Source organism: Cupriavidus sp. 05N38, assembly GCF_056397345.1.
In genome coordinates, this window is the sequence record NZ_JBFTNF010000006.1 from 72430 (window position 1) to 88541 (window position 16112).

Below are 16112 nucleotides of genomic sequence, written 5' to 3' on the forward strand. Positions count from 1 at the left end.
CTATGCCTTGGTGCGTTTTGCTGCGGCGGCCAGCACCACAGCGTCGAGGCGGCGGATCGCCGTGATCTGCCAGCGCGCCGGGTGCTCGCCGATCATGCTGAAGAACGCCTGCATGTCGGGGTAGGTGATGGGGGGCAGCCCCATGCCGGCCTGGCGCGTGTTGTTCAGCTCCATGAACCATTCCCAGACCTGGAATCCAGCCGGGGGGAGCACGGGGCCGTCCAGCCCCTCGGGGCGGCGACCGATCTGGCGCGCCACCGATTCGAGGTTCTGCCTGACGGTCGACCCATCAGGCAAGCGCTCGTCCAGCGCCGCCTGATGCTTCGCGTATTCAACGATCTCGGTCGTCAGGCCTTCAAAAAATTTCCCGACTCTGCCGCGGCGGCGTAGACCTGCGCGCGCGCCTCCGGGTTGACGGTGTGCAGCAGACGCGCGTTCTCGGGCGTGCACGGCTCGTCCAGGCCGCGCCAGCTGATCGTGCGCAGCACGGCGCCCTCGATCGCGCGGGCCTCGTCGTCCTCCACCGGATCGGGCCCGAGGGCCTCGCCCTTCTTGGCCGCCACGAAAGCGCGCTCGCGCCGCTCGTTGATCTGCTTGCGGTTGGCCGCCTTCACCGTGTCGGAGTGGTCACCGCGCACGGTAATGAAGACCCCCAGGCCTTCGCCGCCGGAACTCTTCAGCTCGAACTCGAAGCCTGTTTCGCTCGCCTTGACCAGGTTGAGGGATGCGATCGAGCGCGACGGCGCGGTCGTGTTCTGTTCCATGTTCCATTGCTCCAAAAAGATGCGGGCCAGCACAATTGCCGGCCCGCGAACTGCCCATGGGTGGGAGCTCTGTCCCGACCGCTCGTCTTACGCGAGCGAGTCCTGCACCGAGATGGTGGTCTTCTCGCTGGACGTGCCGGCGCCGCCGTTGATGGCCAGCAGTGCCTGGTAGCTGAAGGTCTGGATCAGCGCCTTCTCGCCGTCGTCCTTGCCTGCGCTGCCCAGCTTCACGCGCGCCATGTTCAGCCCGATGAAGTCGGCGGCGGCCGCGCCGCTGGTGGTCAACACCGCACCGATGGCCATCTCGGTTTCATTCACGAAGGCGTCACGCAGCACGCCATCCTGGAAGTAGGCCGTGAACTGGCCAGTCACCACCACACGCCCCGGGAACAGGTCCGGCAGCGTGTTCTGGCCGACCACCGGGTCGCCGGTCAGGTTCGCATTGATGGACGCACTCAGGCCGGTGACGAGGCCCACCGGCGCACCCGAGGCGAGCAGCACGCCGTTCACCGCCGCGACCGTGCCGGCCGTTGTTTCCACCGCGGGCGCCGTGAAGTAGGCCGAGGTGCCCGCGACCATGTCGAGGCCCTGCACCTGCGCTGCCACCGTGGCCATGCCGGTCGCCGGCAGGTTGATGTCGAGCTGCGCCAGCTTGCAGTCGACGAAGCGCTCGGACTGCGCGATGTCCGCGAACCAGTGTTCGAACGTCAGGTACTTGTCCAGATGCCCACTGGTCGGCACGAAAGTCTTCTTGCCCGGCACGGTGACCGTGGCGCTGGCAATCGGGCCCTCGGCGACGAGCGCCACGCCGTTCAGCGGCATCACAGTCAGCGCCAGCGCGGTCAGCGACAGCACCAGCAGGTTCTTGTTGATGTTGGCCGCGTTGAAGCCGCCAGCGGTCAGGCGCACGACGTCGCCAGCCTTGATCCCATCGGTCAGGTAGGAGCCGGCCGCGCGCGTGACCGTGTAGGTCTGCACGTTGCCCAACACCGAGCCCAGCGCAATGGTGATGCTGGCGCCGGCGATGGCCGTCACAGCGGCGAAATCGCGGCGCAGGATGGCTGCGAGCATGTCGGCGTAGGTGCCGGGCGAGATCTCGCCGTTGACCGTGCCGCCCACGCGGCGCACGCCGTGCCGGAAGTCGGAGATCTGCTGGTCGGACCGGATCTCGTTGGACTGGTAGGTGTCCTTGGTGAGCGACAGGTCCGAGGTGACGCGGCGCAGGATCTGCCCCCCGCTCGTGCCAGCCGCCACGCCCTGCCCGGACTGCACCTTGTAGCGCAGCTGCTTGAACAACCCCTTTGCGTTGGGCATTTTCTTGCTCCAAAAAAGAAATGCCCCGCGCGAGGCGAGGCGTTGATGATGCTGGCCGGCGTCAACCCGAGACGCTGGCGAAGAATGGGATGCTGATCGGCACGCGCCAGCGGTCGCCGTCCTGGTAACCGTCGGCGATGGCCGGCGTGCGCTCGATGATGACGTCGAGGCCCGGATCGAGCTGGTACACCTGGTTCACGAAGTCGAGCACCATCGAGGCGCCGTCCGGGAAGACGTGGATGGTGGTGCCGCGCTTGAACCAGTCACGGACCGCGGCGGCGCGCGCATCTGCGGCGGCCGGCCCAGTGCCTTGCGGATACATCAGCGAGACCTGGAACACGCCCACCTCACGGTAATAGCTGCCGAAGGCTGGATTCTCAGGCGCGCCCCATAGCAGGTGCACCTCTTGATACGGCGTGCCCGGCGGGGGCTTGAACGAGACGTTCTGCCAGGCGGTGGCCAGCGCCGGGGCCATGGCGTTCAGCCGCGTCTCCAGGCCCTTGCGCACCAGTGCATTGCTCATTGCTTCAGATCTCCCACCGCGCGGGTCAGGTACTGGTCGAATTCGGTCAGGGTGATGCGCACCATGCCGGCGGGCGCCTGCTGCGAATGGCCGTACTCCAGCGGCACGGCATACGGCAGATGGTTGATCAGGTAGACCGTCTCGCCGACCTGGAGATGCGAGAGGTCCAGCGCGGCGGCCGAGATCGTCGACGTGCCGGCGCGGTCCACCAGATCGAGCGTCTTGGGTGCCAGCGCGTACTGCACCTGCCAGTTGCCGCGAAAGCGCCCCGTGTCGACTGGCGACTTGAGCACCAGGCTGCTCAGGAGGTCCAGCCCGACCTTGCGCACCACCTGCTGCTGATTGCCTTTGGCGCGCTCCACGAAGGCGGCGAACTTCCGCCGGAACTCGTCGTTCTGGGCCATGGTCAGCGCCTCACGTGCAACTCGTACAGCACCGGGGTGCCGGCCGGGTTCACCGCCTTCACGTTCTGCACCTGCCACGTGTCGGCGCCGTCGATCACCAAGTCGCCAGTGACAGGCAGCGGCACGGCGGCGGGCGACATCAGGCACTGCTTGTCGCCCACCTGGATCACCGTGTCGGCGAGGAACGTCTGGCCGGCGGCCAGCAGCGCATAGTCGAACAGAGCGCCGGTCGCGGGATAGTCGGCGGTTGCCGGCTGGGCCGAGCTCGAGCCCGGGTCATAGGTGCCGGCCGTCACGCGGCGCAGCACCAGCGCCTTGCCGAACTCGCGCAGCAGCTCGTCGGCCATCGCGGCCATTTCATCGTAGATCGTCATACGCGCAGGAGCGGGACATTGCCGCCCGTCACCAGCAGCAGCGGGCGCAGCAGGCCGTCGACCAGCGGATAGCGCACGCGGCCGTCGTTGCGCTGGGCGCCGTATTTCTTGGTGATCGGGCCGACAGTCGTCTCGGTGACCTGGTCGGGCTTGACGTCCGCAGCCAGCGGCCCGGCCAGCGCGCGCAGCGCCAGCTCGCACACTGCGTCCTTCACGCGCTTCGGGATGCCAGTCACGCCAGCGCGCGGCCATTCCAGCGCCTGCGTGGTGCCGGCCGCCTGCCCCTGGAAGCGATACATGCTGTCCGCGTAGGCGGTGGCGTTGATCAGCTTGGCCTCTTTGGCCGTGGCGCTGGCCCAGGCGGTATTACCGCGATCCGCGTGGTAGGCGTCAGCCTCGGCCACGCTCACGTAGCTATTAGCATCGGGCTTGCCGGTGCCGTCTTCGACAACGATTGCCATGTTCGTTCCTTCATCAGCTCACCAGAGCCGCCCCGTCAGAAGCGGCAATGGTCAGCAGACGCTGATCAGGCGGGATCCTTCAGCACCTTGTCGGCCTCGGGCTTGGCCGGTCGGTACTCCGGCTTCAGGGTGACCTTCGGCACCTTGTCGGCCTCGCCGGTGCGGTCGTCGGTCACGTTGGCGTCGATGATGCGCAGGCCAGCGCGGCGCGCCTCGGCCTTCACGTCCTGCTCGTAGCGGAAGAACGGGCCCGCCAGATACCAGATGTCGTTCACTTCTTTTTCCATGGTCGCTCTCGTCAGTGCGATGGCCAGGCCCCGAAGGGCCCGGGGTCATCAGTTCTTGGACTGGTCGCCGATGGCGATCACGCCGGCAACGTCCTTGATACTGGTCACGATCTGGTCCCAATTGGTGCCAGTGGCCAGCGCCGCGTCCGACGGCGACTTGCCGCCGTTGGCCTCGTCCCACGTGAAGCCCTTCAGGCCCAGCGCGAACGAGTAGTCGATCTGCATCGTGGTCTCGATGCGCGTCTGGCCGTTGGTGGTCTGGATGTTCGTGATGACGTCGCTGCCGTCATGCACGATCGCGGCCGAATCCACCAGGCCTAGCACCTTCTGCTTGTTGGGCGTGCCTGCCTGGTACAGCGCCGGCGCATCGGTGACGATGTGCGCGCGGCCCAGGATGTCGATCACCTGCACGCCACCGGCCGCGTACAGATTCTGGGCGTTGGTGAGGTTCTGGCCGATCAGCTTGTGATAGACCTCGCCGGTCATCACGTTGGCCAGGATCAGCGGCGAGCGGTCGCCGAACTTGGCATAGGTGCTGTTCAGCACGCCCTGGCTGATGCCGGCAGTCGCGCTCACGTCGTTGGTGACCGCAGCGACGTTGCTCAGGGCCGCGACCAGCGACGCGATCGCGGTGTTGAGCTGGTCCTGCAGCAGCGCCTCGGCGAAGTTGCGGCTGGCCACCTCGATGCCTTCGGCGCTCGGCTTCTCCAGCCACGTCATCTGCGACGGCTCGTAGCGGATCGGGCCGAAGCCGCCGGCGATCTTCACCGACGAGCGCTTGAGCTGCGTCAGGTCGGTCGCCGTGGCGGCGGCCTGCGCGGCGTAGCGGTTCACGCGGCGGCGGGCCGAGTGGATCGACGCGAAGAACGATTCCTGCAGGAAGTCGCCCTCGAAGCCGTCCGTGGTCAGCCGGATGGTGCCGCGCGATGCGGCGTTGAACTTGTCGACTTCCTGCGCCAGCGTCTCGATGATCGCGGGCATGAAGTACTTGTTGAAGACCTGCATTTGCGACAGGGACATGATTCAAGACCTCGCTATTTCTGAAGTTCGGGATACTTGGCGGCGAGGGCTGCCTTGCGCTCTTCGCGCGTGCCGCCCATGTTGCCCGCCGGGGGATTGTTGTTGCCGTTGCCACCGGGGGCACCGCCCCCACCGTTCGCAGGCGCCGCAACGAAGTGCTTGCCTTGGTCGCTGGCCGCCCACTCCTTGACGTGATCGCCGAGCGCCTTGTCGCCGATCACCGCCGCGCCGTCCTTGATCGTGGCCGCGCCCTTCAGCAGGGCCTTGGCCGCGTCCATGAACTGCGGGGCGACGCCGGACTTCGCCAGCGCGTCGGTCAGGCCGCCGTCGATCAGGTGCTGCGACAGGGCGCCGTCCTTCGTGGCCAGGTCCTGCGTCAGCTTCTCGACCGTCTTGGCGCCGTCCTTCACGGCCTTGTCCAGCTTGGCCGTCAGGTCCTCGATCTGCTGCTGTAGAGCGGCGTGCTCTGCCGGGTCGATCTCGGCGCCTTTGGCCTTCACCTTCAGCGTCTTGACCTCGCCCAGCAGCTCGCGGTTCTTGGCGCTCAGCGCCTCGGTCGCGGCAGCCGTCACTTCCTCGATCAGTGCGATGACCTCGGGGTCTTTGCGGTCCAGTGGCATGGTTTCCCTCAGGGATGGGTTGCGGGGCTCGGCCCCAATGAAAAACGCCCGCGCGGCTCGGCCGGCGGGCGTCGGTTATTCGTACTTGGCGCGCAGCTGCACCAGCGTCAGCGGATTGCCGCGCTGGTCGAGCAGCTGCGCCAGCGTGATCTTTCCAGTGCGCCACATCTCGGCGCGGCCCTTGCCGAGCGCCTCGTCCTGGAACGCCTTGCCCTTGCCGGCGAGGAAGTCCGAGAACGAGAGGTCGGCAGCGACCTGCCCGTCCATGCTGGCGCGCGTGCTGGGCGAGAACTCGTCCGCATCCAGCCCCAGCTCACGGAACGACCGCAGGAGCGGGATGATCGTGCTCCGGCAGTTGAAGTGCCGCGGCGGCCCGCCGTTGTAGGGCAGCACGGTGCCGTTGATTGGCTTGCCTTGCAGGTCCCACGACGCGCCCGAGTAGGCGATGCATATGTCCGACGTGCGGCCGTCCAGCGTGCTGACCTGCTGCTTGCCCTTCACCAGGCTGTCGTTCTCTGCCCACGTCAGCTCGCGCGCACGGTTGCTGACCGTCTGCACCGCCGTGCGCACCAGCGCCTCCGCATTGCGCCGGCTGGTCTCGATGACGCCGGTCAGGCCCTTGCGCGTCGAGCCACCGATGCGCTGCACGATCTTGGCGTTGGTCTCGCCAGCGGCCACGCCCATGCGGATCTCGTTGACGAAGCGGAACGCGGTGTCGCCAGCCTGCCGCGCCAGCCAATCGCCCAGCGGCGCGCCCTGGAACAGGCCGGTATCCACCAGCGCGCGCAGTGTGACCGTGGGCGCGAGCGACTGCATCAGGTCGACGCCAACGGCGCCGTTCGTGCTCGACAGCACCCACTTCGTCTCCTGCTGGCCCAGATCCTTCAGATCGCCGAACAGGTCGCCCTGCATCTGGTCGTAGCTGTCGGACACCAGCCCGCGCACATCGGAGAGCAGGCGATTCAGCCGGTCCTTCTGGAAGTCGGTCAGCGCTCGGGCGCCGATCTTCTTCTCGACGTCGGCGAGCAGGCCTTCCATCACCGTCAGCACGAGGTTGGACTCGTGGCCGATCACACGATTCAGGTCCAGCTGCCGGGAGACAGCTTGCGCAGCCAGGATCTCCGAGAGGTTGCGCGGCATGGGTTACTCCCCGCCAGCCGGGGGCGTGGCCGAGCGCGGCGCCAGCGCAGGCATGCCGGCATCGATCCGCGCCCGCTCGTCGTCCGCCGTGGTGCCGTCGGCCACCACCTCACCGCGCACCAGGTTGTCGAACAGCGATTCCCAGCTGATCGCCCCCTGCATCCACGCAGCCACCAGCGCCGTGATCTCCTGCGCAGTGAGGCCGGTGGGCAGGAAGTCGGTGTTCAGGCGCGCGCCGACGTCACCGCCCTGCCCCATCCAGTCGCGCATCCACTCCAGCGCGCGGGTGATCGCCGCGCTGGCCGCGTTGGCCACCGAGGCCAGCACGCTGTTCTCGCCGGATCGGTGGATCTCGGCTGTCTGCGCGGCCTCGGCTTGCTTCTTCTCCTGCGCCAGCATGCGCGCGCCGAGCGTCACCATCATCTCGATCTTGCCCTGCAGCGCGTCCTTCAGCTGCGTCAGGCCGGCGCCCTGAAACTCGAGGTAGAACGCATTGGCGCCCTGTTCGGGCAGTACCCACACCTCGCCCGAGCCGATGGACCACATCTCATTGCTGACCGTGCCGTCGTCATTCACGCCCTGCGACGAGTGCCCGGTGATGACAGCGGTCGGCAGGCCGGTGAAGTGGAGGCCGTGCTCATAGTCGGCCGTGCCGCGGTAGTGCGACAGGTTGACGTTGACCAGGTCCAGCATCGGCGGCTTGGCCACCACCCAGCTGATGCCGTTCGGGTTGCAGATCACGAACGGGATGAAGCCCATCGGCTTGCCCTGCATCAGCGGGAAGATCTCGCTCACCGGCACGTTCTGTGCGATGTCGGGACGGTACAAGCGCACGCGGTAGACGCCGTCGAGCAGGTCCAGCACGCGGTATTGCGGCTTGGACTCCACCGTGAACTCGTCGGTCCGCACCTCGACCGACTCGACCAGCACCACCTGGGTCAGCACGGTCTGGTTGCCTACACGGCCGGTCGACCAGTTGATGATCGCCTCGGTCGTGTACACCGCCGCGAACGGGCGCAGGCCCATGCTCTCGGCCTGGCCGACGGTGATCGCGCCGTTCTGCTGCGTCGGATAGTCGACCAGCAGGCCGAAGCGGCCCACCTGCAGCAGCTCGTCCACGACGCGCTCGCAGAGCGTCAGCAGCGGCGTGCCGGCGCTGTCGGCGTCGTCTTGCACCGCGGCCATGCCAGCGGGCAGCTCCAGTGTCGGCGGCCGGCGGAACACGAGGCCGGTCAGCGCCTCCAGCGTCCGGCCAGTGGCGTTGTAGAGCATGGCGCGCATCTTGTACGCGCCATACGCGTCGTCGTCCTGGCCCGACAGTTTCGGCAGGTAGACCTCGCCCTTGGCATGCACGGCTTCCTCGCCCTTGACCAGGTCGCGGCACTTCTGCCACTTGGGCAGGGCCGCGGTGTAGTCGGGGTGCTTGGTGTCAACGGGCATGTCAGGCGCCTTGGAGCTTCGTGCGTTGGGCCGTCGGTTTGACGATCGGCCACAGGTTGACCAGCGGATAGCCGCCGGCGTCGTTCGGGTGGTCGTGCCCGGTAGTCTTGTCGGGCTCGCCGTTCTTGTCGTAGGGCTGCTGCTCCAGCGCCTCGGTGTAGACCGGGCACAGGTGCGTGTTGACCAGCAACCGGCGCTCGCCCTGGTCGTTCAGGATCAGGGCATTGACCGACGAGACGCGATCCTTCACCGCCGGGTTGGTCGTGCCCACGCGCACCAGGAAGCCAGCCGCGCGCAGGATGGACAGGTCCGACTCGCTGGCACTCTTGCTGCTGGTGGCGCGGCCGCTGGCGTCCGGGTAGATCACCACGTTGTGGCCCTTGTCCCGGTACCGTTCCTTCAGCAGGCGCGCCATCTCCGGCGTGTCGCGCACGCCAGTCAGCTCGGCCACCGCGCGGGGCCGGCCACCACGGATAACGTAGATGATCGCGGCCATCTTCAGCACGTTGAAGTCGAGGCCCACATGCAGCGGCTCGCCCTCCGCCATCGCCTCGTCGGTGTGGTTCAGCGCCGGTTGAACTCGGCATAGACGCTGCCGGCCGTCAGGTTGACGAACTGTCCCTTCAGGTAGGCCGCGATCAGCTGCGCCGGGTAGGACGAGCGGAGCGACGAGATGTAGTCGTCCGGCAGGTTCTTGGCGTTCTCGTAGGTGCTGGCTTGCACCAGACCGTAGAGCGCGCGCAGCTCGGGCTTCTCCCGCACCGCTTTGACGAACTGCTCGTAGACGAACTTGAAGCCCTCGGGCGTCGTCGTGACGTCGATGCCGTTCAGCAGCCCGGGCGCGACCTGGCGCATCCGCGCGATGATCTTGCGCCACGCCGTCTCTGCCTCGATCTTGCGCATGACGTCGAGCTCGTCGACCAGCGCCTTACCGATCTTGAAGCCGACGATCTTGCCCGGGTCGTCCATCGACCGGCAGATGATCGTGGTGCGGTACCGGCGCCCGCTGTACAGGTGAACCTCCTTGTTGGAGGTGTTCACCTTCGCGATCAGGCCCCAGTCGGCCGCCACTTCCTCGATCGTGGGATAGAAGATGTCCCGGATCTGGCCGTAGGTCGGCGCGAAGTAGCCGGCATTGATGCGCGGGAACTCCCATGCATGCCGGCACAGCCCGGCGCCGCCCACCCACGTCTTGCCCGAGCCGAAGCCCGCCACGAACGCCTTGAACTTGTGCGGCAGCGCCAGGAAGCGCGACTGCGGGACGTTGAGGCTAGGCATTGGGCTCGGGCTTGCTGGCGTCGTGCACGTTGACCGTGACCGATACCGGCGGCGGCACGTCGTCCCCATCCTTCGGGTCCGTCTTGTCGCGCCACTTCGCCGGCTGGCGGTTCTTCAGCCAGATGAACGCCGCCGCGGTGTCAGGCGGGTAGTACTTCCGGATCTTGGTCTTGCGGATCTTGCCGCCCACCACCCGGATGTCGAGATCGTCGTGCTCGAAGCCACATGCGCGCTGGTAGAGCCGCTCCGCCACGTTGGCGTCGGCCAGCGACTTGCCCATTTTTATGGCGAGCAGGAACTCGGGGTAGTCGGCGCTCCACTTCCGCAGGGTGGCGGTGCTCACGCCAAAGAAGTCGGCGAGCTCGTCATTGGTGGCGCCGAGTAGGGTCAGCTTCCGGGCTTGCTCAGCAAACTCCGGCTTGAAACTGGAAGGTCTTGCCATATGCGCGGTCCCTCAGGGAACGACGCCGCCGGCATCGACTCCGCGTGTGTGAGATTGGGGGGGTGCCGCTGCCCGTCGCCAGAAAGCCCCACTGCGGGGGAGGAGACATGGCTTACGCTCACGTCAGCGGCTGCCGGTGTTTTGCCCCACCGCCGGCCGGGGGTGACCTCGACTGTTATCGAGACGGTTGTGCCCGCAGGGACACGAATTCAGGATTGGGGCTCGGTGCTGTCGCCCAGGGGATGCGGTTCTGCCGCGATGGCCGGGCAGCACGCCCGCACCCAGACGCCGAGCCACAAGGCGAATGCAAGAGGTGAGAACATGGCCGCTCCAAAAGAAAAAGCCCGCTAGTACGGGCTTCTATTTGCTTGCGAGTGTCTCAGACTCTGACCTGCTTGAACTTCTTCTCTGCGACTTCAGAAAGGGAAGGGGTCCAACTTAAAGCGGCCCTATTCACAAGAAATGAGATCCGTTGCGCAGTGTGTTCGACTCCACCGTTGGGAACAGCATAACTCTCGCCCGAGCATGTAACCTCGATACCGTACCGAGTCTCTTTTAGGCTCACATCGACCGTCATTTCAACGGTGCCAACGCTCTGAATATAGCATTCGACAAGGATAGCGAAATCGAGTCCGCCATCACCCCTGAACTCGGTAAGTTCGTGCCTCGATTTGACCTTGTGGACGCTGCCGCTCTCGTTGTTTGCCAGGAAGACGAGTTCAGGCGCAACATCGAGAGCCTCAGCTGCTGCCTTCCTCACCTCCTCCGCTTGGCTTCGGAGGTCGTCAATCGTCTTTGCCGCTTTGGTCACGGCGTAGCCTAGGCTAGTTCTTGCTGATTCGAATGTTCCCACCAGGTCTTCTCCTCATTTGTCGGAGGAAAGATTCTAGCGGAACGAACGCGTGCGCCCAGCGAAGTCCAGTCGACCCGCGATAGGACCGCCCAATTGAAAAAGCCCGCTGGGCGAGCCATGCGGGCTTTTGTGACTCTGGTGGCGAGTCTGGACAAATACTATGCCAACTGTCCCAGAAACTCAAGCTGCCTGTAAGGAATCGTCCTCGATCACGCCGTGAGCCCGGAAACTGTCCGTCAGCGTCTCGTCGGCCCGCTGCTCCAGCGCCCGCAGGTGGGCGACCAACACCTTGTTCGCCCGCTCATAGGTGCTCTTGCTTCCGCCGCACTCGGCCGCGATCTGCCGGAACGAGAAATCCTGATCCGCCCTCTCCCGCCCCGCGTACCGACGCCAGACCAGCGCCAGCATGGCCAAGTCGTTGCCCACGCCGATCAGGCCCTGGTAGTAGCCGGCCAGGCCACGCACGCCGGCGGCGCGCTCGAGCTGGTAGGCATACCGCGCCCAGATGACGTTGCGCTCTGGCTCCGGCAACCGGTCGCGCACGGCCGCCGTGATCATGCTGCACTGCGCGCGGATCTCGTCCGGCGACAGCCCGCTGAAGTTGATCGTGCTGCCGCTGGCCACGCCGCGCAGTTGCTGCAGCCATACATCCTGCTGGCGGGTCGGGTGGTCCAGGTCCTCCAGCAGCCGGATCAGCATGTTCCGGAATGGCGCGCCCTGCCGCGGCGGCATGGACAGCACCAGGTAGGCCACATGGAGCGCCTGGCTCGTCGTCTTGAAAATCGCTTCCGTCATCCCCTCTCCCCGTAGAACTGGCAACGCTTGCCGTGGTTCCTTCGTTTGCCGCCCCGCAGCAGCTTCGTGCAGACCGTGTGCGTCGTGCCCATCAGCCGCGCAGTCTTCTCGTAGACGCAGCCCTTGCAGCTGCGCGCCTCGTTGCGCTCGTAGACCTCGGCCGGGTCCCGGAACATGTGGGCCGGCAGGGTCATCCGTGGACCCCGTCAAAGCTGACCCCGAACTCATTCGCCGCATGAGCCTGGACCTTAGTCACGTACTCGCTGAACTCCGCCACCGAGAATTCCGATGTCGACTTGCGGCGCGTGAAGAGCCGGCCGTCGGGCAGCGCGATCTCCACCTTCGGCGCGAACAGGTCGGCGAAGTACTCGTGCCAGGTGGCGCGCTTGAACTGCTGCCCATCGATCCAAGCCTGTTCCTCGACGTCGCGTAGCACCGGCCCGAAGTAGAAGCCGTTCTGCTCCGTGGTGCGCCGACGCTCTTCGGCCGTCACGATGATCCGCAGTGGCTTGCCTTTCTCGGCGAACGCCGCCGCGTTGGCCTTGATGAACGCCAGAACCGTCGGCCAGATGCCCGGGCTCTTCAGCGTGAACTCGCGGTACAGGGTGCTCATCAGCCCTTCCTCCCCCACGACCAGAGCAGCAGCCCGCCCATGAGCACCAGCACCACGACAACCCAGCCCATCATGTAATCGTCCATCAGGACACCTCCATCTCGTCTTCAGGCACATCGATGCGGTGCTGCACACAGGGCAGCGCGATGTCGACCAGCTCGATGCCCCACACGTCGAGCAGCGCGGAGAATCCTGCGCCACCACCCACAAAGCGAACGTGCTTCCCTGGCTCCATCGGCTGGTAGGCCTGCATCGCCTTCTCATCAATGCACGTCCAGACCATGGCCGCATTGCCGCGCCCATTGGGACGCACCATTTCGAACGAGATCATCCCGCGCTGGCTCATCCGCTTGAGTGCATCGCTCGTCCCCTGGCGCGTGTAGCCGCCGCGCTCGGAGAACGTTGAGGCCACCACCTTCTCGCCACGCAGGAAGGCGGCTCGCAGCGCCTGGGAGAGCGGCACGGCCGGCGCGGACTGTGCTGGTGCCGGCCGCGAACGCGGCTTCCAGTTCCGCATTTCCTCCATGCTGATGCAAACCAGCAGTCCGCCGATCCTGGTGCCGTTGGGTTGTTCTTCCCGGAGCAGCCCGGCGAAGTGCTCCCTCAGAGCGTTGCACACCGCCACCCGGGAGACTCCGATGCGCTTGGCGAACTCGGGCGGCGCGATCTTCTCGCCGCGGAGGAAGGCGGCGTGCAGCAGCTCCGCGACAGTGGCTTTCGGTTCGGTGTCCATCACGCTGCCTCCCCGAACAGTCCAGCCTGCGGCGAGTCCGTCATGAGCGGCGTGATCGTAACCACCAGGCGCGCGTCGCCGTCCGGCTCTGCCCGCTCGGCGGAGATCCGGCGCACCTGCCAGCCGTCGTCCTGGATCACCACACCCTTCAGCGCGTCCAGTAGCACCTTCTGCGCGTTGTCCAAGTCGATGCACTGCACGCCGTCGTCCCAATGCAGCGGGTCCTTGGCCATGCGCTTCTGCCAGTCCAGCGGGCGCTTCGGGAACAGCCTGTAGGCGATGGCAACGCGGCAGGCCAGCGGCGCGCGGACGCCGGCGGCCTTGGCCAGCCAGCCCACTTCGGTCTTGTAATCCTTGGCCTCCTGGCTCAGCGTCGTCACCGGCGCCTTGAAGCCCTTGGGCATGTAGGTGCGCCAGTAGCGGTTGGCGCTCACGGGATACGGCAGGGTCAGGATGATCTGGGTCATGGTTTCCTCACAGGTCTGCGGCAATGCCGCGCTTGCGCACGGCCGGGCCCGCCGACAGCATCGGCAGCGGCCCGGTCCATTCTTCGAACTTGGTCACGGCGCCGCGGTAGAGCAACGGCACGTCGCTGAGCGCGCCGTTGCGCTGCTTGCGGATCAGCACCTCGGCGTAGCCCTTCAGCTCGGTGTTGTTCGGCTCGTACATCTCCGGCCGGTGCACGAACATCACCACGTCGGCGTCCTGCTCGATGTCGCCCGAGTCGCGCAGGTCGGACAGGATCGGCTTCCGGTCCGGGCGGTCTTCGTTCTTGCGGCTGAGCTGCGCGAGCGCCACCACCGGCACGTTCAGTTCCTTGGCCAGCGCCTTCAGCCCGCGCGAGTAGGCGCCGATCTGCTGCGTGCGCATCTTTTCCTCGCCGCCAGTCATCAGGCCGAGGTAGTCGACGATCAGCACGTCCAGGCCGTGCTTGCGCTGGTGGGCCTTCGCCTTCATCCGCACCTCGAGCAGCGTCAGCGCAGGCGAGTCGTCGACCGCAAAGTTGAGCCCGTCGATGTGCTGGATCGATGCGGTCAGCTTCTGCCACGAGGTGGTGTCGTTCGGGTTGAGGCGGCCCAACAGGTGCGACAGCGCGATGTCGCCGCGGCTGGCCACCGAGCGCGCGACGATCTCCTGGTCGGACATCTCCATCGACAGGAGCAGCACGCCGTAGTCGGTCGAGATGTTCAGGCCGATGTCGGTGGTCAGCGCCGTCTTGCCCATCGAAGGCCGGCCGGCGACGATCACCAGGTTGCCCCGGCGCAGGCCGCCGTTCAGTGCACGGTCGAGCGAATCCAGCCCGGTCGAGATCGCCGTCTCGCCGCTGCCGTGAGCGCGGGCGTCGACGGCATCGCAGAACTCGGCCATCAGCTCGCGCAGCATCTTGGGCTCGCGGCGCACGCCGATTTGCGCCAGGCCGGACAGCAGTGCCTGTGCGCGATCGAGGATCTCCGCGCCCTTCAATGCGCTCGGGGTCTCGACCATCTCGAGCACCTTGCGCGCTGCGCTGGCGGTCTCGCGCAGCATGGCGCGGTCGCGCACGATCTCGGCATAGCGCGAGATATTCGCGGCGCTGGGCGTGCGATGCGCCAGCTCGGTGAGGTACGGCAGGCCGCCCACGCGCTCGGCCCGCCCTTCCGACTGCAGGCGCTCGAACACGGTCACCACGTCGGCAGGACGGTTCGAAACAACGAGCTGCAGGATGGCCACGAAGACGGCGCGGTGGTCCTCGCGGTAGAAGTGCGCCGGGTCGAGGCCGTTGATGCGGTCGACGGCATTGTTGTCGAGCAGCAGGCCGCCCAGCACCGCCTGCTCGGCTTCCACGCTGAACAGCGCGCGCGCCTGGGGGAAGTCCTCGGGCGTGTTCATGCTGCTGCGTCCTCGTGGTACTGCCCCTCGCGGATCTTGGCGAAGTTCTCAGCCTTGACGATCCAGTCCAAGCTGACCAGGAAGGGCTTTCGGCCATCGCGCGGCGAAACCTTGCCGGTCAGGAATGCAGAGCCGGCGACATAGCCAAAGAACCGGCGCCAGTACTCGAGGTTTTGCCGCTTGGGGTCTTCGTTCCACCGGGTGCGCAGATGGGCAGCTCGAGCAGGCGTCCAGTCACGAACCGCACGGCCCATCGGCAGCAGCTCGTGGTAGAGCCCGATGATTTCCTGATGCGGGCAGTCAGGGCGGGTGGTCTTTGCCCCGCCGGCGATTAGGGTCAAGTCGGCAGCGGACTCGCTGTCGACGAGTAACCCGTCAGGGTTACTTCTTTTATCCTGCTCCTGCTCCTGCTCCTGCTCCTGCTCCTGATTAGCGCATGTCTTACCGTATGGCATAGGCAAAGGCTTCTCGGAAGGCTTACCGAAAGCCTTATCGAAAGCCTTGGCGAAACTCTCTCCAAGCCCGTAAATACTGGCCTTCAGCGCTTCATAGGCTTCCCGCTTGAGGTCGCACTCGGGAATCAGGTCCCACTCTCCGCCCCAGGACAGCACCACGTTGGGGGACTCCGGGCGATTGCACTGGATCGCCTTTGGAATCCACACGACCTTAGCCTTCCAATCAGCTTTCGCCATCCCTTGCTGGAAGACTTCCCCGAAGGCTTCCTCGAAGGCTTCGACGTCCCAGTCGAGTTCCTCCGCCATGGCTGCCCGGCCGGCTCGGAATAGGCCGGGGATCGGCCCGGTATGAGGGCCCGTCAGCAGGAATACCCACAGGCCTTGACCGCAAGGCTGCAAAGGTGACAACGCGCGGAATCGCTCGTCACCCCACATGCGGACCTCGATCTTGCGATAGCGGTTCTTCGGCGCACTCTTTTGCCCGTCCTTGGTCATGCTGTGCTCCGGGACAATGCCAGGTGCTCAGCGATGGCCTGCTTCAGCTCGACGCAGAGCTGCATGCGCACGGCGCGCGAGTCGGCCACGGTCATGCGGTGGCAGAGCTCGTCGATGTGAGACTTCAGGCGATCCGCCGCGGTCAGCGCGGCCGCTGTGATGACGCGGCGCCGGCCGTTGCCGCTGGCGCGCCGCCTGGGCCATTGCTGGCCAGAGAGCTGTTCCATGATTC

Annotated in this window: 22 protein-coding genes and 1 pseudogene; all 23 read right to left on the reverse strand. The window is 66.2% G+C overall.

Translation table 11 applies throughout. The annotated features are described in order from the left end of the window. The gene (locus AC1DK4_RS06620; protein ID WP_441616326.1) at window positions 1–297 is read right to left on the reverse strand and encodes a phage tail assembly chaperone; all 297 of its coding nucleotides are present in this window, start codon (window positions 295–297) and stop codon (window positions 1–3) included. Window positions 298–347: 50 nt separating this feature from the next. Continuing rightward, complete coding sequence (locus AC1DK4_RS06625) at window positions 348–764, reverse strand: hypothetical protein (RefSeq protein WP_441643326.1); 417 nt, start codon at window positions 762–764, stop codon at window positions 348–350. Window positions 765–851: 87 nt separating this feature from the next. After that, entirely contained in the window at window positions 852–2078 is a 1227-nt protein-coding gene (locus tag AC1DK4_RS06630) for a phage tail tube protein (protein WP_441616330.1), read from the reverse strand. 61 nt (window positions 2079–2139) lie between these two features. Further along, the gene (locus AC1DK4_RS06635; RefSeq protein WP_441616332.1) at window positions 2140–2601 is read right to left on the reverse strand and encodes a phage tail terminator-like protein; all 462 of its coding nucleotides are present in this window, start codon (window positions 2599–2601) and stop codon (window positions 2140–2142) included. Next, window positions 2598–3005 carry an HK97 gp10 family phage protein gene (locus tag AC1DK4_RS06640; protein ID WP_441616334.1) on the reverse strand — a complete coding sequence of 136 codons (408 nt, stop codon included), beginning with the start codon at window positions 3003–3005 and terminating at the stop codon, window positions 2598–2600. The genes AC1DK4_RS06635 and AC1DK4_RS06640 overlap by 4 nt, the downstream gene beginning before the upstream one ends. Before the next feature lie 2 nt (window positions 3006–3007). Then, on the reverse strand, window positions 3008–3379 hold the full coding sequence (locus AC1DK4_RS06645) for a hypothetical protein (RefSeq protein ID WP_441616336.1): 372 nt from the start codon (window positions 3377–3379) through the stop codon (window positions 3008–3010). Next, window positions 3376–3840, reverse strand: a complete 465-nt coding sequence (locus AC1DK4_RS06650; RefSeq protein WP_441616337.1) for a DnaT-like ssDNA-binding protein — start codon at window positions 3838–3840, stop codon at window positions 3376–3378. The genes AC1DK4_RS06645 and AC1DK4_RS06650 overlap by 4 nt, the downstream gene beginning before the upstream one ends. A gap of 65 nt (window positions 3841–3905) precedes the next feature. Then, window positions 3906–4127, reverse strand: coding sequence for a hypothetical protein (locus AC1DK4_RS06655; RefSeq protein WP_441616339.1), 222 nt, complete (start codon window positions 4125–4127; stop codon window positions 3906–3908). Window positions 4128–4175: 48 nt separating this feature from the next. Continuing rightward, window positions 4176–5147: a major capsid protein gene (locus tag AC1DK4_RS06660; protein ID WP_441616341.1), complete on the reverse strand. Its 972-nt coding sequence runs from the start codon at window positions 5145–5147 to the stop codon at window positions 4176–4178. A gap of 14 nt (window positions 5148–5161) precedes the next feature. Next, entirely contained in the window at window positions 5162–5767 is a 606-nt protein-coding gene (locus tag AC1DK4_RS06665; RefSeq protein WP_441616343.1) for a hypothetical protein, read from the reverse strand. A 75-nt stretch (window positions 5768–5842) separates the two neighbouring features. Further along, window positions 5843–6907: a phage minor head protein gene (locus AC1DK4_RS06670; protein ID WP_441616345.1), complete on the reverse strand. Its 1065-nt coding sequence runs from the start codon at window positions 6905–6907 to the stop codon at window positions 5843–5845. Between the two features lie 3 nt (window positions 6908–6910). Next, complete coding sequence (locus AC1DK4_RS06675; RefSeq protein ID WP_441616347.1) at window positions 6911–8347, reverse strand: DUF4055 domain-containing protein; 1437 nt, start codon at window positions 8345–8347, stop codon at window positions 6911–6913. 1 nt (window position 8348) lies between these two features. Continuing rightward, window positions 8349–9625 (reverse strand): annotated as a pseudogene (locus AC1DK4_RS06680) (terminase large subunit domain-containing protein). Beyond that, a complete protein-coding gene (locus AC1DK4_RS06685) occupies window positions 9618–10067 on the reverse strand; it encodes a terminase (RefSeq protein ID WP_441616349.1) in 450 nt (149 codons plus the stop codon). The pseudogene AC1DK4_RS06680 and the gene AC1DK4_RS06685 overlap by 8 nt, the downstream one beginning before the upstream one ends. Window positions 10068–10446: 379 nt before the next feature. Further along, window positions 10447–10920 (reverse strand): hypothetical protein, encoded by a 474-nt coding sequence (locus tag AC1DK4_RS06690; protein ID WP_441616351.1) that lies wholly within the window; start codon window positions 10918–10920, stop codon window positions 10447–10449. A gap of 180 nt (window positions 10921–11100) precedes the next feature. Continuing rightward, on the reverse strand, window positions 11101–11715 hold the full coding sequence (locus AC1DK4_RS06695; protein ID WP_441616353.1) for a hypothetical protein: 615 nt from the start codon (window positions 11713–11715) through the stop codon (window positions 11101–11103). Further along, window positions 11712–11909 (reverse strand): hypothetical protein, encoded by a 198-nt coding sequence (locus tag AC1DK4_RS06700; RefSeq protein ID WP_441616355.1) that lies wholly within the window; start codon window positions 11907–11909, stop codon window positions 11712–11714. The genes AC1DK4_RS06695 and AC1DK4_RS06700 overlap by 4 nt, the downstream gene beginning before the upstream one ends. Further along, window positions 11906–12328: a recombination protein NinB gene (locus AC1DK4_RS06705; RefSeq protein ID WP_441616357.1), complete on the reverse strand. Its 423-nt coding sequence runs from the start codon at window positions 12326–12328 to the stop codon at window positions 11906–11908. Before AC1DK4_RS06705 ends, AC1DK4_RS06700 begins: the two co-directional genes overlap by 4 nt. 85 nt (window positions 12329–12413) lie before the next feature. Then, window positions 12414–13061: a hypothetical protein gene (locus tag AC1DK4_RS06710; protein WP_441616359.1), complete on the reverse strand. Its 648-nt coding sequence runs from the start codon at window positions 13059–13061 to the stop codon at window positions 12414–12416. Next, a complete protein-coding gene (locus tag AC1DK4_RS06715) occupies window positions 13061–13528 on the reverse strand; it encodes a RusA family crossover junction endodeoxyribonuclease (protein ID WP_441616361.1) in 468 nt (155 codons plus the stop codon). Before AC1DK4_RS06715 ends, AC1DK4_RS06710 begins: the two co-directional genes overlap by 1 nt. A 7-nt stretch (window positions 13529–13535) precedes the next feature. Then, window positions 13536–14930, reverse strand: a complete 1395-nt coding sequence (gene dnaB / locus AC1DK4_RS06720; RefSeq protein WP_441616363.1) for a replicative DNA helicase — start codon at window positions 14928–14930, stop codon at window positions 13536–13538. Next, on the reverse strand, window positions 14927–15880 hold the full coding sequence (locus AC1DK4_RS06725) for a hypothetical protein (protein WP_441616365.1): 954 nt from the start codon (window positions 15878–15880) through the stop codon (window positions 14927–14929). Before AC1DK4_RS06725 ends, dnaB begins: the two co-directional genes overlap by 4 nt. Continuing rightward, window positions 15877–16107: a hypothetical protein gene (locus AC1DK4_RS06730; RefSeq protein ID WP_441616367.1), complete on the reverse strand. Its 231-nt coding sequence runs from the start codon at window positions 16105–16107 to the stop codon at window positions 15877–15879. The genes AC1DK4_RS06725 and AC1DK4_RS06730 overlap by 4 nt, the downstream gene beginning before the upstream one ends. Window positions 16108–16112: the final 5 nt, after the last annotated feature.

What these genes read in the sequence shown, in the direction of transcription:
- AC1DK4_RS06645 (WP_441616336.1), bottom strand. Translation starts at nt 3,379, where the DNA reads ATGACGATCTACGATGAAATGGCCGCGATGGCCGACGAGCTGCTGCGC.
- AC1DK4_RS06725 (WP_441616365.1), bottom strand. Translation starts at nt 15,880, where the DNA reads ATGACCAAGGACGGGCAAAAGAGTGCGCCGAAGAACCGCTATCGCAAG.
- AC1DK4_RS06705 (WP_441616357.1), bottom strand. Translation starts at nt 12,328, where the DNA reads ATGAGCACCCTGTACCGCGAGTTCACGCTGAAGAGCCCGGGCATCTGG.
- AC1DK4_RS06630 (WP_441616330.1), bottom strand. Translation starts at nt 2,078, where the DNA reads ATGCCCAACGCAAAGGGGTTGTTCAAGCAGCTGCGCTACAAGGTGCAG.
- AC1DK4_RS06655 (WP_441616339.1), bottom strand. Translation starts at nt 4,127, where the DNA reads ATGGAAAAAGAAGTGAACGACATCTGGTATCTGGCGGGCCCGTTCTTC.
- AC1DK4_RS06670 (WP_441616345.1), bottom strand. Translation starts at nt 6,907, where the DNA reads ATGCCGCGCAACCTCTCGGAGATCCTGGCTGCGCAAGCTGTCTCCCGG.
- AC1DK4_RS06700 (WP_441616355.1), bottom strand. Translation starts at nt 11,909, where the DNA reads ATGACCCTGCCGGCCCACATGTTCCGGGACCCGGCCGAGGTCTACGAG.
- AC1DK4_RS06730 (WP_441616367.1), bottom strand. Translation starts at nt 16,107, where the DNA reads ATGGAACAGCTCTCTGGCCAGCAATGGCCCAGGCGGCGCGCCAGCGGC.
- dnaB (WP_441616363.1), bottom strand. Translation starts at nt 14,930, where the DNA reads ATGAACACGCCCGAGGACTTCCCCCAGGCGCGCGCGCTGTTCAGCGTG.
- AC1DK4_RS06640 (WP_441616334.1), bottom strand. Translation starts at nt 3,005, where the DNA reads ATGGCCCAGAACGACGAGTTCCGGCGGAAGTTCGCCGCCTTCGTGGAG.
- AC1DK4_RS06635 (WP_441616332.1), bottom strand. Translation starts at nt 2,601, where the DNA reads ATGAGCAATGCACTGGTGCGCAAGGGCCTGGAGACGCGGCTGAACGCC.
- AC1DK4_RS06665 (WP_441616343.1), bottom strand. Translation starts at nt 5,767, where the DNA reads ATGCCACTGGACCGCAAAGACCCCGAGGTCATCGCACTGATCGAGGAA.
- AC1DK4_RS06685 (WP_441616349.1), bottom strand. Translation starts at nt 10,067, where the DNA reads ATGGCAAGACCTTCCAGTTTCAAGCCGGAGTTTGCTGAGCAAGCCCGG.
- AC1DK4_RS06625 (WP_441643326.1), bottom strand. Translation starts at nt 764, where the DNA reads ATGGAACAGAACACGACCGCGCCGTCGCGCTCGATCGCATCCCTCAAC.
- AC1DK4_RS06675 (WP_441616347.1), bottom strand. Translation starts at nt 8,347, where the DNA reads ATGCCCGTTGACACCAAGCACCCCGACTACACCGCGGCCCTGCCCAAG.
- AC1DK4_RS06715 (WP_441616361.1), bottom strand. Translation starts at nt 13,528, where the DNA reads ATGACCCAGATCATCCTGACCCTGCCGTATCCCGTGAGCGCCAACCGC.
- AC1DK4_RS06710 (WP_441616359.1), bottom strand. Translation starts at nt 13,061, where the DNA reads ATGGACACCGAACCGAAAGCCACTGTCGCGGAGCTGCTGCACGCCGCC.
- AC1DK4_RS06695 (WP_441616353.1), bottom strand. Translation starts at nt 11,715, where the DNA reads ATGACGGAAGCGATTTTCAAGACGACGAGCCAGGCGCTCCATGTGGCC.
- AC1DK4_RS06660 (WP_441616341.1), bottom strand. Translation starts at nt 5,147, where the DNA reads ATGTCCCTGTCGCAAATGCAGGTCTTCAACAAGTACTTCATGCCCGCG.
- AC1DK4_RS06650 (WP_441616337.1), bottom strand. Translation starts at nt 3,840, where the DNA reads ATGGCAATCGTTGTCGAAGACGGCACCGGCAAGCCCGATGCTAATAGC.